The following is a 15,770-nucleotide window of genomic DNA, read 5'->3' on the forward strand; positions in this document are numbered from 1 at the left end:
AAAGCCGACTGAGGGGAGGCAAGCGCCTCTGATCAAGGAGTTGTTGGATGGGTTGATGATAAGTTACTGGGCATCCGGCTGCACGGTGTTGTACTCGTTGCCGATGTACTTGCTCTTGTACAGCGCGAATTCAGGCAGACGCACACGGTCCTCGGGCGTGAGGGACTTCAGGAAGTCGGCCTCGTAGTCGTCGAGCGCGGTGGGGTAGTCGCCGTTGAAGTAGGCGACGCACAGGCCACCGTATGGGGCGTCGGCGTTCAGTCCGATGGATTCGACCAGACCGTCCAGAGATAGGTAGGCCAGCGAATCGGCACCAATGTAGTCGCGAATCTCTTCCACGCTCATCTTGGCTGCGATGAGTTCTTTGGTGGTGGAGATGTCGATGCCGTAGAAGCACGGGTACTTGAGCGGCGGCGAGCTGATGCGCATGTGCACTTCGGCGGCGCCGGCCTCCTTCAGAAGCTGGACGATGCGGCGGGAAGTGGTGCCACGCACGATGGAGTCATCGATGACGATGACGCGCTTGCCCTTGACCACGCCGCGCACGGCGGACAGCTTCATGCGCACGCCCTGCTCGCGCAGCTCCTGCGTGGGCTGGATGAACGTGCGTGCCACATACTGGTTCTTGATCAGGCCCATTTCGTTAGGCAGGCCGGCGGCTTCCGCGTAGCCGGAGGCTGCGGACAGGGAGGAGTTCGGCACGCCGATGACCATGTCGGCGTCCACCGGTGACTCCTGTGCCAGGCGTGCGCCCATGCGCTTGCGGGCGGAGTGCACGTTGATGCCGTAGATGTTGGAATCCGGGCGGGCGAAGTAGATGTATTCCATCGAGCAGATGGCCAGCTGCGTGTTGTTGGTGTACTGCACGATCTTGTAGCCGTGGTCATCTACCACCACGATTTCACCGGGGCGGATGTTGCGCACCAGCTCGGCGCCGACCACATCGAGGGCACAGGTTTCGGAAGCGAGCACGTAAGCGCCGTTCTTCATCTTGCCGAGGGAAAGCGGGCGGAAGCCGTTCGGGTCGAGCGCGCCGATCATGGCGTTCTCGGTCATGAGCAGATAGGCGAAGCCGCCGTGCACGGTGTTGAGCGCTTCCTTGAGCTTGTCCATAAAGGTGCGTTGCAGGGAGCGGCGGATGAGGTGCATGAGCACCTCGGTGTCGGAGTTCGAGTGGAAGATCGCGCCTTCGTCTTCCAGCTTGCGGCGCAGTGACGGGCAGTTCGTCAGGTTGCCGTTGTGGCACAGAGCCACGTCGCCATCATGGAAGCGGAAGATGAACGGCTGGATGTTGTCCGTGGTGCCGGAGCCGGCCGTGGCGTAACGCACGTGGCCGATGGCTCGGTCGCCTTTGAGCCGTTCGATTTCGCGCTCATCGCTGAACACCTGGGTGAGCAGTCCGAGTCCGCGGTGGCCGGTCAGATGGCCGTGATCGTTGGAGACGATGCCGGCACCTTCCTGACCGCGATGCTGCAGCGCGTGCAGGCCGAAATAGGTAAGTCGGGCGGCGTCGGGGTGGCCCCACACGCCGAAGATGCCACATTCCTCGTGAATGTCTTCGAGTTCAGCCGACAAGCCAAAGCTCCTTTTTCCAAACAGGGGATTAACTATCTGTCAACCCTACCAATCGGCGGCTACATCGCGTGTTGTCTCACAGCGAATCATTCTCAATAAGAAAAGTGTGCGGGTGGAAGGCGGCGAAATGAACATTGGTCACCGAGAAGCCCTGATATTCCGTCAATTGTGGAAATGTTCGATTGTGCCGAGATGTTTGGATTGCTCGCACTTTTCTTATTGAGAATGATTCGCTGCGCACTGTCGAACAAATGTTCGATTGCTTTGCTATGCTGGTCAAGCTGCTGGCAGTGGATAAGGAGGTGATGGCGATGGCCCGAGACATGCAACGCGAGCATGTCTATATCGCCATAGACCTCAAGTCCTTCTATGCCTCAGTGGAATGCGCGGCGCGTGGACTCGATCCGTTGACCACGCATCTGGTGGTGGCCGATGAAGCCCGCACTGACAAGACAATATGTTTGGCGGTCTCGCCTTCGCTGAAGGCCTATGGCATTCCTGGTCGTGCGCGGCTGTTCGAGGTAAAACAACGCTTGAGTGGAGTCAACATCGAGCGCGCGGTCCATGCTCCTGGAGGCCGATTGATCGGGGAGTCCTGTGATGCACGCGATCTGGAACGCTCGCCAAGACTCAAGGCCTCGATGGTCATCGCCAAGCCGCGCATGGCACATTATTTGGAAGTCAGCGGGCAGATCTACGGTATCTATCTCAGGTACGCCGCTCCCGAACACATCCATGTGTATTCGATTGATGAGGTGTTTATCGACGCCACGCCATATCTGCGCTCGCTGGGCATGGGGCCACATGCGATGGCGCGAACCATTGTGCGCGAGATTCTTGCCGAAACCGGCATCACCGCCACTGCCGGTATCGGCACCAATATGTATCTGGCAAAAGTCGCTATGGACATCGTCGCCAAACATATGCCGGCCGACGCGGACGGCGTGCGCGTGGCCGAACTGAATGAGATGTCATACCGGCGGCTGCTCTGGGATCATCGTCCGCTCACCGATTTCTGGCGGGTTGGGCGTGGTTATGCCAAGAAGCTCGAGCATGCCGGCTTGATGACCATGGGCGATATCGCCCGATGCTCGGTTGGGCGTGCCTCGGATTACTACAACGAGGACCTGCTGTACCGCATGTTCGGCGTGAATGCCGAATTGCTGATCGATCATGCATGGGGCTGGGAACCGTGCGAGATTGAAGACATTCAATCCTATGAGCCGGATGCGCACAGCATCAGCAGTGGGCAGGTGCTTACCGGTCCCGCCGACTATGCCACGGCCCGACTGATTACCAAGGAGATGGCCGATGCGCTCGCCCTCGATTTGGTTGATAAAGGCGTGCTGACGAATCGACTCACGCTTGCCGTTGGCTATGACATCGGCAGTTTGGACGCGTCGAAGCTCGATTCATGCGCTGATTATGCGATGAAACGTGCCGCTGAGCGTGCGGCGAAAAGTTATCAGGGGCCGGTGACCGTCGACCGGTTTGGGCGTAAAGTGCCCAAGAGCGCGGTCGGGTCGATTGGTTTGGGTGATTTCACGTCATCTTCGGCGCGTATCCGTGAGGCCATGACGATGCTGTACGAGCGCATTGTGGATTCACGCCTGCTCGTGAGACGCCTGACCGTCATCGCCGATGATGTGGCCACGCCGGAGGAGCTTGCCGCCGGCAAACGCTATGAGCAGCTCGACCTGTTCGGTGATGACGAGGCTCAATCGTATGGGTCCGAGCCCGCTGATGCCAGAGATGGTGAGCATGATATCCAGCGTGCGCTGCTGGATGTGAAACGTAAATTCGGCCGCAACGCCGTCATCAAAGCCATGGATATGGAAGACGGTGCCACCGGTCAGGCTCGCAACCGTCAGATTGGAGGTCATCGCGCATGACCTTGCAAGAAACTCGCGCATACGACGACATCATCAACCTGCCCCATCACCAGTCGCGCAAGCATCCACACATGTCTCGCCGCCAGCGGGCTGCCCAATTCATGCCGTTCGCGGCTCTGACCGGTTACGGCCAAGTCATCGAGCAGGCAGCAAAAAACGCCGAAACCGCCATCGTTCAGGCCGAGGCCCAAGGCGATACCGATTTCGGCGCTTAACAATCGCTCCCGTTGGAGGAAGTCTCAGATTCGTCAGCCCACGTGACGCTCAAAGCGGTGGAAGCCAGTGATCTTGTCGATCTCGGCCATCGCATCGGCTGGAATCTTGGAGCCGGCGGCCTTCATGTTGTTCTCCAGCTGGCTGGGCTTGGAAGCGACTTCGGTGAACGGAAGGGGGAAGAGCGTCACTGTTGCGGATTTGACTGGTGTTGATGTGAAGGCTGATATTCCGCGGACGCGCTGTATTGCTATTGCCAATGAGATGCAAGATAGGATTCGTGATGCTGGGTTTGCCATCCGAGATTGATGGTTTCGCCATACTTTTAGGTATCTACTTTTAGTTTTTCCAATACGCATTCTCTAGTACGTTTGCCTTTTGAAACGCTTCGCGATAGGCGGTGATAAGGTCCGGCAAACGCATTGAGGCGTTGGCCGGGCTGGTGGAGGGCAGTTGGGTCATACCGATGGCGATGCCGGCTTCGGTCAGGCGCGGCTCGATAAGTTTGCGGTAAAGTTGCGCTGATTTCGCGCCGGTTGCGAAGATGTGGGCGATTGGAGCGCCGCGCAAGATTGGTGTCAAGTCGTTGGGCACGGCATTGCGGATGCTGGCATCGCTGGCTCCGGTGATATCGCAAGAAGCAATGACATCCCATAACGCAATGTGGTGGCGCAGAGCAAACGCACGACGGGACTCAGGTAAATCGCCGACAGCGTCAGTAGGATCAGCGGAGTTGGCAAACAGCGCCTGCATCACCGGCCAAAACCGGTTCTGTGGATGCATATAGTAAAACGCCGCCGCTCGGGATTTCGGACTCGGCATCGATCCCAAAATCAAAGCCCGGGACTCACCATCCCACACCGGCCCAAACCCATGCTCCACATGTTCGCTCATAAGCCCCATATTATGCCGTTTGGTCTTGAAAATAGTTCGGGGGCGGACAGTTAATGTCATATTCCCTCAAAGAGAAGAAGGATTTACAATGAAAAAAGGTGGAAGAAATTGCCAGTGAAGGCACAAGCCATTCTTATTGGTGTTTTAGTCGTCGTTTGCGCAATTGCTGCGGTATTTGGATATAGGTCAGTTGACAATATGCTGCATCCTCAGGCGACTCTGACCAATTCGGTTGTGGCCAGGCAGTTGGAAAAGATTCAGGATCTTACTACGGCCAAGGAAACCGATTTTGGTTTTGAAGAGTATAAGGAAGGCAACATTGCTCCACGCCAGATCGTCCTCGAAGCCATCCGGCAACGGAACCAGCGGATTCTTCCACATCCGGAAATCCGCAACCAGCCGCTTCAACTCCTCGACATACCGTCGCTCATCCAACCGAATGGACATCCCCACTCACCCTCCTTTGCACTACCATCCCAGCACACAACCAGACGTCACGTCATGGGCAGCGCCGTACACACGCCAATGACGAACAACGCCTCGGCGGTGAGCCAGAACGCGGCCGGCCACTCGCCACACGACTCACGACGATTATCCACACAAAAACAGGCAGCCGCCAAATCCAACGGGAACCACAGGAACCCAACGAACAACGCAACCAGCGGGGCCGCCACCAACGCGAAACCGCTCACATGACGGGTCAACGCGATGCCGATGGCCGCGACCAGACCAACCACGCCGCCACCATACGATATATAGCGAGGAAGAATGTTCGACCCACGATGCCGATCCTCCCGGTACAGGAACAGGGAACCCGACACCAGCAGTACACCGGCCACCAAGCCGGTCGCCCACCAACCACCCGACGCGGGTTGTGCCAAAGGCGCAGGCAGACGATCAGACGACCAGTCCACGAAATCCCCCGGCTTCAACAAGCCAGTCGCCACATACCGGTCCCACAACCACCTACGACCAACCTCCTGGCCCACAAACGAACCAGCCGCAAGCATCGCCAAGGAGGCGAACATCACGAAAGGCACGGTCAGACGAGGCCACAAACTGCCAATCGCGTAAACGATGAACGGAGACAACGCTATCGACGCAAACACAATGACGAACACCCCAACATTGGGGACGGCCGCCAACGGCCACCAATCACCCGCCCCATTCGCCTTTGCCGCATCCATGAACACTACCTGCACCACCACGGACACCACAAAAACAGACAGGAACCACAAAGACTTCAACACCACGCCACGCATTCCGAACGCACGATGCCCCGGACGCGGACCATGCAGATGAGGAACCGTCAACGCCAACAAGCCATGACTCTCATACTCCAGAGTCGGACCACCATTCGCCGCAGACCGTTCATACCTGTCTCTATCAATGGTCTTTAACATATCCCTGACCGCAGGATCGTTCTGGTCTCCCTTAGCAAGCAGAAACTGACGGAACTCCTCATCAGACTCATCCTCCGAAGGAGACTCCGATAAACGTGCATATTGCTCCGGTTGCCGACCATCATTTCTAGAATGCTTACTCATCGTCAATCATCCATCCTTTATAGATCACTGATACCAACTCGAATGGCATTAGATGCCTCAGCCACCCCATCGGACAACTTTCCCGGTGCCTGATATATGGTCTTGAAATTCCATAACTGATCTGGATCCGGAACGAGCGTCTTGAAATAATCCTGTGGCGAATGCTTCCACTGCAGACCACCATCCGCAGTCGGATTCACGAAAGGCTTCACCACTTTCGCCGTATGCCAACGTGTCATACGTCGCGTTGGCATACGACACAACATGCTGACCAAAATTCATGGTGTCCCACACCGTCCGACGGGCGTCGACAGCCGCGATATTCTTCATGTCGTGGATACCCCGAAAATCGGTATACCCGGTTCGGGCATTCATAATTGTGTCGCCGATGGACCACCCATGGCCTTTGCTCCAATCTCCGAATCTCTTGAACTGACCATCCCAGAAATCCCTCATCACCGTGTTGTTTGGGTTAGAATGAGCGGCATTCGCGGCCTGTTTCGCATCCTGCCATCCGGAGACGAAACGATTCCATGCCCTGCCACTGTTCTTCAACGAATGCTGGATACCGACTACGGTGTTATGCATTCCCTCACCTAGAGCATTCCATCCCTGCCTTATCATCCCCTTGGCAAAGACTTTCGCGCCGTCATGATTCAAATATCCAACACATGCTCCCGCGTTTGCATTGTCCACTCGCTTCCGTCACTTAGTAGCTTATGGAATCCGCGATTTTCAGAAGCTTCTTACCCCACTTAGTCGGCTGCCACAGTCTTGCGCGTAAAGCTTTTTGTAAATTGCGTTAATCACCACCATGTCTCTCCTCAATAAAAAAATCATTTGTGATGTTCTATACGTTTGAGGCCCGTGCCGGCGTCGATCTGAGTAAGGCTGAGATTGATGTCAATAAGCATAATCGAACCATCGACATCACGCTGCCAGCACCTACTATCTAGTCAGTTTCGGTGGACCCGGATTCATTGAGATTCTTTGATGAAGAATCTTCACTATTTAACGGCAATGAAGTTTCAGATACAGCAGATGCCTTGAAAGACGCCAAAACGCAGTCGGAAAAGAAACTGAATAAGGGGGATTTGTTGAAGAATGCTAATGAGCAGGCAAAAACGGTGATTGAAAAGATGTATTCATCTATTGCAGAAATGGACTCGTATACGGTGAATATCCACACAACAGAGCCGAAAAAAATAGTCTACATTGTTGCCAAGCGCTGTTACTCATGCTATGAGGCATGAGTAACAGCGCTTTTTTATGGTATAGCAAGGTCAATTATTTATCGTCAAAAATCAGTTGGGAACTGATTTATTCTTGGAGGTTATGCAGTCGCGTCATAGGAAAAACGAGGAATTGAGAGGACTCTTATGATTTCCTATGTACGAAACGTGGGTAAGACGGTACTTGCAGCGGTCGTTAGTTTGGTGTTCATCGTTGGCGCTGCAGGCTGCGGTAACACTCAAAAGGATGACGGTCCAGACTATGCGGATGATGAGGCGATGTCCATAATCGCAAAAGCGTATCAGAAGCGTTCGGATGTTCTCGACCAGTACGAGCAGAAGAAAGATACCGATTCCGTCAAGCATGTCAAAGATGCTGTTCAGGCTGAAATCGATAACGATGAGCCTTTGAAAGAGCGGCAGTTCAAGGATTCGAAGTTGCAGGAGAAAGTCATTACTTATATCAACCTGCTTGAGGATTCACAAAAAGTGAACGAGGATTATTCCTATCTCAGCTCGGATTACAGCACCGAATGGACTAAGGTATACGATAAGCGTTCGGCATTGCTCAAGGATTTTGTCGATAATTACAAGCTCACGGTAGACAGTAAATATCAAGATCCATTGAATGATATTGTTGCCAACGGTTCGTCCGTCAAGAAAAAGACGGAAACGGAAGACGCGCTGAATAATCTGATTGCCTCTGCGACTTTTGAGAAAACTGATGACGGATATGGCTACTACGCATACTCAGCCGTCATCGAAAACATCAGCGGAATCGATTTCGGTACCGTCAACTTGATATTGGCTCTATACGATGCCGATGGCGTGAAGGCTGCCGAAGTATACGCCAGTACTAATGCTTGGCCTGCAGGAGAAAAGGTAAAATTCGAAACCGGTAGCGATGCCGATGCGGCGCAGGTGAAGGCATCTGTCGACCACTATGAAGTAGACGATTAAGCGTATCCATACACAACAGATAGTGATGGCCCACAGGGAATCTTCCTGTGGGCCATCACTATTAAACGTCAATATCAGTCAACTTACGCCGAGAACTGTTTGCCGAATTCCGAGAAGAGCTGACGGCGGGCGAAGACGAGCAGGCCGAGCAGCACCAGCAGGGAGACCAGCCCGCTGACCATCACCAGCACATCCCACGGAGCCCAGCCGAGCGGAATGAACGTCAGAGGCAGCAGACCAGCGACGATGTCGAACGCCAGATACTTGGCGTACTCGTCAATGGCCTTGGCTCGCAGCACGATAAGCAGCACCACGTCAAAGACCAGCGAAACCAGACACGTGATCGGTATGACGAACATGGTGACGACATGATTCATCGTCGCCACAAACCAGACCAGCGCAATCGCCAGCATGATATAGAAATATCGAAACATGAGGCGAAGCGGCCGCGGCACGTGCAGAATCGCACTATTGATGAACAGCACGCTGATGATCAGCGCGGCCGCCGATGCACTGGCAATCGGTATCGGCCACGAAAACAGATAGCTGAAGAAGCCATGCAGCAGCAAAATCGCGCCGGTTACAAACGTGATGATTTCCACCGCCAAACGCCTCGGACGCAGATAGATCTGCTGCGCGGGGAATGCGGCGGGGGAGGCCTCGCCGCGCAATTCGTTCTGGCAGAGCGGGCAACGGGCCATATCACCGGTGAAATCGACGGTGCAGGCATCGCAATGCTTCATGCCGACGCTCCTTTCTCCACATGCACGCCAGCGATGTTCATACGGCCGCTGATGCCCTGCGTGGCGAGGATCCGGCACAGATTCTTGATGACGTTCAGATCATGGTAGATGGTGGAGATGCCGATACTCAGGTCGTCGCCGAACGAGCAGACCGTGAAATTCAGGCTGGCCGGTGTGGTGAGGAAGCTCACCGAACGCACATGGCGCGCGAGTCGTTCGTCCAAGGTGACTCGGCCAAGGTTCGAGACGGTGGTCGTGGTCTCGCGGTCGGCGATGAACCGGGCCAGCTCCAGCACCCAGTCCTTGGCAGGGGAGGGCGCGAGACGCAGCGCCGGATTCTTTTCCAGCGCAATCATGCGGTTCATATGCGATTCGACGCGCTCGCGACTGGTGGCATGGCCGAGCTGCTCCTGCACATGGCGGGCGATGTCGGCCAACGGCTCATCGGTCAGCAATCCACCCATACCGTTGCCGTGCGCGGTGCGGGTGGCGGACTGCCGATCGTCGCCGGTCGCGTCTGGGCTCGTTGCGGAAGTTTTCGCGGAGTCCTCATCGGCTTCGATATCGGCCGGCGTGTACGCCACGTAAGTCATGCCGTAGAAGTTGCGCACGGTCTCCGACTTGAAGAAGGCGCGCAAGTCGACCGGAATATCCACGCGAATCGCGCGATTGCGGGCGCGCGAGGGCATGACGTCGCGAATCGCGCACAGTATCGCGGCGATGAGGTAGGAGGTGAGGCTCACTCCGCACTGATGTGCTGCACCAAGCACCTTGCTGGCGCTGACGTGATATTCCATGAACGTGGGCGCGGCCCGGTCGATGGGGCCGGCCAGCCGGTAGATCTTCGTGCCTGGCGCGGCGCCGGTTTTGTCCCGTTCGTAATATTTGTCGAAGCTGTTTTCGGCTTTGTCGCTATCCGAACCGTCGTAATCCGAAGGCACGCCCGGCACGTCGTACCGCTCGGCGATGTAGGCGTGCAGCAGTGACTTGAACAGGTTGATGGCGCCGCGACCGTCCGAAATGATGTGCGAGACCTCGAGATTGACACGATTGCGGAAATAGCTTACGCGGAACAGCATGCTTTTGGGTCCGTAATGCAGTCGCGAGCATATCGGCAGATGTTCCGGCTCCACCAGCGGCCGGCCGTCTGACTGTTCGAGGTAATGCCAAAACATGCCGTTGAGCAGGTGCACGTTGAAGCTCGGGAACTGGGCGATGGCATGGTCGAGCGCGTGCTGCAGGATGTCCGGATCGATGTCGTCCGCCAGCTCGGCCGAATAGCGGAACACGGTCTGCGAGGAGCGGCCAGCCTGGGAGGAGTAGAACTTGCCGATGTTGTCTAGTCGGTACCAAGTACGTCTTGCCACGCGTCGCCTCCCTCCGGTGCGTTGGCGGTGGTGCCGGTGCCGGGAGCTGGTTCCAGCGGTGCGCCGTCGAGGAAATGCTTGATGATTCGGTAGGTGGTGGCCACCAGTCCCACGGCCGACGTATTGAGCAGGTAGCCGTGGATGCCATCGTGAATTCGGTAACAGGAGACGTTGTCGTTCACCAATTGCAGGCGACGGGCGTACGCTTCATCCTCGTCTCTGAGCGGGCAGTATTCGGCGGACAACACCAGCGTGCGCGGCTGATTGCTTAGGTCGTGCGCGGTCAGCGGCGCGAAATACGGATTGGTCAGGTCGGCCACGGACGAACGGTACATGTCGATGTAGTCGGCCATGTCCTGTGCGGTGAGGATGTAGTCGGTGCCGTTGGTCCGCACCGATTCGAACGGGCTGGTCTCGGGATTGTAGTCGTTGCCGACTACCGGGTAAAGCAGCATCTGCGTGCGCGGCATGAACTCGCCGCGGTCGCGGGCCATGAGCGAGACGGCGGTCGCAAGATTGCCTCCCGCGCTGTCGCCAAACAGCACGATGCTGTCGGGATCCGGTGCTGGGATTGTCGCAGATATATCGCCCCCGCCGGCGGGGGCTGTCGGCGCAGCCGACTGGGGGTGGTCAACATCAACAGAACCACCCACCCCAGAAATCGGCAATTCCCCAGCAAACAGCTGCCGGGCTACCTCATAGCAATCCTCAACAGCAGTAGGAAAGCGGTATTCAGGAGCCAGCCGGTACTCGACTGAGATCACACGGCGTTGCAGACGTACGGCCATATGCGCGCAAGCCTGCGTGTACAGGTTGATGCCGCCTGTGGTCCAACCGCCACCGTGGAAAAACAGGATCGTGCCACGCGGCGTGACTGAGGGAAGTTCCGTGTTGGCATTGCCGGAAATACCGTCGGCGTTGCCGCTCGACGTGCTTTCCTTGATGGGTATTTTGGGTAGGACTTTGGGTAATACGGCGGGCAGAATCGCGGATATTGCCGAGGCCACTGGCGTGCCACTGGCGGAAGATTCCTCCAGGGCTTCGGGCAGGGGCGCTCCATAGGCGACCAGCGGCGTGAACACTCGCAATGGTACGGCATATCCATCCGCCATAGGCGCGAAGGCGTCCTCGACACGGCATTTCGGATTGGCGGGTGCCTGCTTGGCGATAAGCTCTTCCGCCACGCGCTGCAATTTGTACGACTTGCCCGCGTTGGGCTTGATGTAGCTGGCGGCCTTCATCGCGGCGAACAATGCCTCGTTGATCGGCATGACGACAAGTCCTTTCAGCGGCGGATTCGGTAGTGCGAACACCCCAACCTTAGCCTATGACCGGCGTGAACAAAAAGGGAAGGAACCCGAGAGTTCCTTCCCTGTGTGCCGTATCAGACGAGATACGCGCCGATTATCAGGCGGCGAAGTACTCCACGCCGGCCTCGAAGATCGGCTGGTACTTGTTGCCGGGCACGTTGACGTACAGGCCGTTGCCGGAACGCTCCGAGTGGCCCATCTTGCCGAACACGCGGCCGTCCGGGCTGGTGATGCCCTCGATGGCCAGCAGCGAGCCGTTCGGGTTCACGTCCAGATCCATGCCGGGGGTGCCGGCCTCATCCACGTACTGCGTGGCAATCTGGCCGTTGGCCTTGAGCTGGGCGAGCACCTCGTCGGAGGCCACAAAGCGTCCCTCGCCGTGGGAGATGGCCACGGTGTGGATGTCTCCGACCGAAGTCTTGGCCAGCCACGGGGAGAGATCGGAGGCCACGCGCGTGCGGACCAGTCGGCTCTGGTGACGGCCGATGGTGTTGAAGGTCAGCGTCGGGCAGGCGTCGGTCATCGGCACGATGTCGCCGTACGGCACCAGACCCAGCTTGACGAGCGCCTGGAAACCATTGCAGATGCCGAGCATCAGGCCATCGCGGTTCTTCAGTAGGTCACGTACGGCCTCGGTGACGGCCGGCGCACGGAAGAACGCGGTGATGAACTTGGCGGAACCGTCCGGCTCATCGCCGCCGGAGAAGCCGCCCGGAATCATCACGATCTGGCTCTTGTTGATTTCCTTGACCAGTGCCTGCGTGGATTCGGCGACGGCGGCCGGCGTCAGGTTGTTGACGATCAGTGTGGTCACGTCGGCACCGGCGCGCTCGAAGGCGGCGGCGGAATCGTACTCGCAGTTGTTGCCCGGGAACACCGGGATCACCACGTGCGGCTTGGCAACGGAAGAACCCGTGTACACGGTCTTCTTCGGTGCGTGGAAGTCGATGGTCTCGACGGTCGCGCCCTTATCCTCGCCCTTGGAGCGGTACGGGAACACGGATTCGATGCCGGACTCCCAAGCTTCCTGCACGGCGTCCAGGTCCAGCGTCTCACCGGCGGCCTTGAACGCGTACTCGGAGGTAGTGGTGCCGATTTCGCCGATTTCCACCAGGTTGGAAACGGCCGGAAGCTTGGCGTTGTCCGCAAGCTCGATGATGAACGAGCCGTATGCCGGGGTGAACAGGTCGTCCACGGCGATGCTGTCGTTCAGGGTCACGCCGATACGGTTGCCGAGCGTCATCTTGAACAGGGCTTCGGCGGTGGCGCCATAGCCCGGCGTAGAGACGGCCAGGGCATCGTGGAAGTCGGTGAGCTCCTCGATCACGGAGAACACCTCAAGCAGCGCGTCCTTGTCCGGAGTCAGGCCGTCGGCCAGGTAACGCGGTGCGATACGCACGATACGGTGGTCGGCACCCTTGAACTCGGGGGAGGTGGCGCGCTTCATGTTGCCCACGGCCACGGCGAAGGAAATCAGCGTTGGCGGCACGTCGAGATCCTCGAACGAGCCGGACATGGAGTCCTTACCGCCGATAGCACCGGCGCCCAGATCAACTTGGGCCATCAGCGCACCGAGCACGGCGGCCGTCGGCTTGCCCCAGCGTTCCGGCTCGTCGCGCAGCTTCTCGAAGTACTCCTGGAAGCTCAGGTAGGCCTTCTCATGCTCGAAGCCTGCCGCGACCAGCTTGGCCAGCGACTCGACCACAGACAGGTATGCACCGGTGAACTGGTTCTTGGACATAATGTATGGGTTGAAGCCCCACGCCATAGCCGAAACGGTGGTGGTCTCGCCGAACACCGGCAGCTTGGCGACCATGGCCATGTTCGGGGTGAGCTGACGCTTGCCGCCGAACGGCATAAGCACGGTGCCCGCGCCGATGGTGGAGTCGAAGCGCTCCGACAGACCCTTGTTGGAGGCCACGTTGAGATCGGTGACCATCTTGTTCATGCGCTCGGCCAACGTGCCCTCGCCCCACGGGGTCTCGTAGCCCTGCTGGGCTTCGACGTGCACGGTCTGGTGCTTGGAGGCACCGTTGGAGGCCAGGAATTCACGGGACAGGTTCACGATTTCGTCGCCGTTCCAGGTCATCACCATGCGCGGATCCTCGGTCACAGTGGCAATCACCGTGGCTTCGAGGTTCTCTTCGCGAGCGTAGGTGAGGAACTCGTCCACGTCCTCGGCGGCCACGTCCACGGCCATACGCTCCTGAGATTCGGAGATGGCCAGTTCGGTGCCGTCCAGGCCCTCGTACTTCTTGGGCACGGTGTTGAGGTCCACGAACAGGCCGTCAGCCAGCTCGCCGACCGCCACGGACACTCCGCCCGCGCCAAAGTCGTTGCAGCGCTTGATCAGACGGCAGGCATCGCCACGGCGGAACAGACGCTGCAGCTTGCGCTCCACAGGAGCGTTGCCCTTCTGTACCTCAGCGCCGTCGAGTTCCAGGGACTCTACATTGTGAGCCTTGGAAGCACCGGTAGCACCGCCGATACCGTCACGACCGGTACGACCGCCCAGCAGGATGATCTTGTCGCCGGGGGCCGGGGTCTCGCGGCGCACGTGGTCGGCCGGGGTGGCGGCTACGACCGCACCCACCTCCATGCGCTTGGCCACGTAACCGGGGTGGTAGATCTCATCGACCTGGCCGGTGGCCAGACCGATCTGGTTGCCATAGGAGCTGTAGCCGGCGGCAGCGGTGGTCACGAGCTTGCGCTGGGGTAGCTTGCCCTCGAGTGTCTCGGACACCGGCACGGTCGGGTCTGCGGCGCCGGTGACGCGCATCGCCTGATACACGTAGGAACGGCCAGACAGAGGATCGCGGATGCAGCCGCCGATGCAGGTGGCCGCGCCGCCGAACGGCTCGATTTCGGTGGGGTGGTTGTGGGTCTCGTTCTTGAACAGGAACAGCCAGTCCTGATTCTCGCCGTTCACATCAACCTTGACCTTGACGGTGCAGGCGTTGATCTCCTCGGACTCATCGAGACCGGTAAGGATGCCGTTCTTCTTGAGCCATTTGGCGCCGATAGTGCCCATGTCCATGAGGCAGACGGGCTTGGCATCGCGGCCGAGCTCGTGGCGCATCTCAAGGTAGCGCTCGAATGCGGCCTTGACGGTGGCGTCGTCAATATCCACTTCGTCCAGCTCAGTGCCGAACGTGGTGTGGCGGCAGTGGTCGGACCAGTAGGTGTCGATCACCTTGATCTCAGTGATGGTGGGCTCGCGGCCCTCCTCGCTGAAGTACTTCTGGCAGAATTCGAGGTCGGCCAGATCCATGGCCAGACCGCGCTCGTCAATGAACTTCTGGCCGGCTTCGGCGTCCATCTCGTTGAAACCGGCGATGGTCTCGACCTTGCCGGGCACCGGCACCTGGGTCTTCAGGGTTTCCTTGGTCTCCAGGCTGGCCTCGCGGGCCTCGACCGGGTTGATCACGTAATGCTTGATGGTGTCCACGTCGGCGTCGGTCAGTTCGCCTTCCAGCGCGTACAGCTTGGCGGAGCGGACCGTCGGGCGCTCGCCCTGGGAGATGAGCTGGATGCATTCGGCGGCGGAGTCGGCGCGCTGGTCGAACTGGCCGGGCAGGAACTCGGTGGCGAAGACCTTGGCGCCGGCGAAGTCGGGCAGGTCGTAGGCCACATTGTCCACCTGAGGCTCGCTGAACACGGTGGGCACGGTCTGGTCGAACAGCTCCTGGGAGATGCCTTCGACGTCGTAGCGGTTCACGATGCGCAGGGCCTTGAGGCCGGTCAGTCCGAGGATCGTGCGCAGTTCGCCCGCAAGCTGCTGGGCTTCGACATCAAAGCCGGGCTTCTTTTCCACGTACACGCGAAAAACCATGGAAATCCTTTCTTGAAATTATTGAAAAATTGAAGAAGTGCGGTAAAAGAACTTGGCTCCCCTCTCTGAGGGGAGCTGTCAGCGAAGCTGACTGAGGGGAGTTGTCATGGCGGTGAACGTCTTGACCTCCCCTCAGTCGCCTATCGGCGACAGCTCCCCTCAGAGAGGGGAGCCAGCTATATGTTCTGCTACCTGCACCTAAACG

Annotated in this window: 13 protein-coding genes and 1 pseudogene; 4 read left to right on the forward strand and 10 right to left on the reverse strand. The window is 58.1% G+C overall.

Annotated features, from left to right (window positions below; all coding sequences use genetic code 11):
* Positions 1-63: 63 nt before the first annotated feature.
* Positions 64-1,575, reverse strand: coding sequence for an amidophosphoribosyltransferase (purF, locus tag BBBR_RS02600; RefSeq protein ID WP_032738158.1), 1,512 nt, complete (start codon positions 1,573-1,575; stop codon positions 64-66).
* A gap of 311 nt (positions 1,576-1,886) precedes the next feature.
* Between purF and BBBR_RS02605 the strand changes: the two genes are divergently transcribed.
* Together BBBR_RS02605 and BBBR_RS02610 are read left to right on the forward strand one after the other, a co-directional pair.
* On the forward strand, positions 1,887-3,467 hold the full coding sequence (locus BBBR_RS02605) for a Y-family DNA polymerase (RefSeq protein ID WP_161786248.1): 1,581 nt from the start codon (positions 1,887-1,889) through the stop codon (positions 3,465-3,467).
* On the forward strand, positions 3,464-3,682 hold the full coding sequence (locus tag BBBR_RS02610) for a hypothetical protein (protein WP_003828624.1): 219 nt from the start codon (positions 3,464-3,466) through the stop codon (positions 3,680-3,682). Before BBBR_RS02605 ends, BBBR_RS02610 begins: the two co-directional genes overlap by 4 nt.
* Before the next feature lie 33 nt (positions 3,683-3,715).
* Here BBBR_RS02610 and BBBR_RS10840 read toward each other — a convergent pair whose 3' ends face one another.
* From BBBR_RS10840 to BBBR_RS02635, 5 genes are all read right to left on the reverse strand, one after another.
* Positions 3,716-3,871 (reverse strand): hypothetical protein, encoded by a 156-nt coding sequence (locus BBBR_RS10840; RefSeq protein WP_003828626.1) that lies wholly within the window; start codon positions 3,869-3,871, stop codon positions 3,716-3,718.
* A gap of 148 nt (positions 3,872-4,019) precedes the next feature.
* A complete protein-coding gene (locus tag BBBR_RS02620; RefSeq protein ID WP_015438564.1) occupies positions 4,020-4,574 on the reverse strand; it encodes a DNA-deoxyinosine glycosylase in 555 nt (184 codons plus the stop codon).
* A gap of 186 nt (positions 4,575-4,760) precedes the next feature.
* Positions 4,761-5,027 (reverse strand): hypothetical protein, encoded by a 267-nt coding sequence (locus BBBR_RS02625; RefSeq protein WP_054321862.1) that lies wholly within the window; start codon positions 5,025-5,027, stop codon positions 4,761-4,763.
* Between the two features lie 41 nt (positions 5,028-5,068).
* Positions 5,069-5,977 (reverse strand): hypothetical protein, encoded by a 909-nt coding sequence (locus tag BBBR_RS02630; protein ID WP_225851414.1) that lies wholly within the window; start codon positions 5,975-5,977, stop codon positions 5,069-5,071.
* Positions 5,978-6,178: 201 nt separating this feature from the next.
* A complete protein-coding gene (locus BBBR_RS02635; protein WP_225851415.1) occupies positions 6,179-6,709 on the reverse strand; it encodes a hypothetical protein in 531 nt (176 codons plus the stop codon).
* 257 nt (positions 6,710-6,966) lie between these two features.
* On the opposite strand from BBBR_RS02635, the pseudogene BBBR_RS02640 reads away from it, so the two are divergent.
* Together BBBR_RS02640 and BBBR_RS02645 are read left to right on the forward strand one after the other, a co-directional pair.
* Positions 6,967-7,374 (forward strand): annotated as a pseudogene (locus BBBR_RS02640) (DUF4230 domain-containing protein).
* 147 nt (positions 7,375-7,521) lie between these two features.
* Complete coding sequence (locus BBBR_RS02645) at positions 7,522-8,313, forward strand: FxLYD domain-containing protein (RefSeq protein ID WP_115786396.1); 792 nt, start codon at positions 7,522-7,524, stop codon at positions 8,311-8,313.
* Between the two features lie 83 nt (positions 8,314-8,396).
* Here BBBR_RS02645 and BBBR_RS02650 read toward each other — a convergent pair whose 3' ends face one another.
* The 4 genes from BBBR_RS02650 to BBBR_RS02665 all read right to left on the reverse strand — a co-directional run bounded on the left by BBBR_RS02650 (position 8,397) and on the right by BBBR_RS02665 (position 15,565).
* Positions 8,397-9,056, reverse strand: a complete 660-nt coding sequence (locus tag BBBR_RS02650) for a DUF6320 domain-containing protein (RefSeq protein WP_003828635.1) — start codon at positions 9,054-9,056, stop codon at positions 8,397-8,399.
* On the reverse strand, positions 9,053-10,423 hold the full coding sequence (locus BBBR_RS02655; RefSeq protein ID WP_003828638.1) for a hypothetical protein: 1,371 nt from the start codon (positions 10,421-10,423) through the stop codon (positions 9,053-9,055). Before BBBR_RS02655 ends, BBBR_RS02650 begins: the two co-directional genes overlap by 4 nt.
* On the reverse strand, positions 10,396-11,694 hold the full coding sequence (locus BBBR_RS02660) for an alpha/beta hydrolase (RefSeq protein ID WP_003828641.1): 1,299 nt from the start codon (positions 11,692-11,694) through the stop codon (positions 10,396-10,398). Before BBBR_RS02660 ends, BBBR_RS02655 begins: the two co-directional genes overlap by 28 nt.
* A 136-nt stretch (positions 11,695-11,830) precedes the next feature.
* Complete coding sequence (locus BBBR_RS02665) at positions 11,831-15,565, reverse strand: phosphoribosylformylglycinamidine synthase (RefSeq protein ID WP_003828644.1); 3,735 nt, start codon at positions 15,563-15,565, stop codon at positions 11,831-11,833.
* Between the last annotated feature and the right edge of the window lie 205 nt (positions 15,566-15,770).

This window comes from Bifidobacterium breve DSM 20213 = JCM 1192 (assembly GCF_001025175.1).
In the GTDB taxonomy this organism is placed as follows: Bacteria; Actinomycetota; Actinomycetes; order Actinomycetales; family Bifidobacteriaceae; genus Bifidobacterium; species Bifidobacterium breve.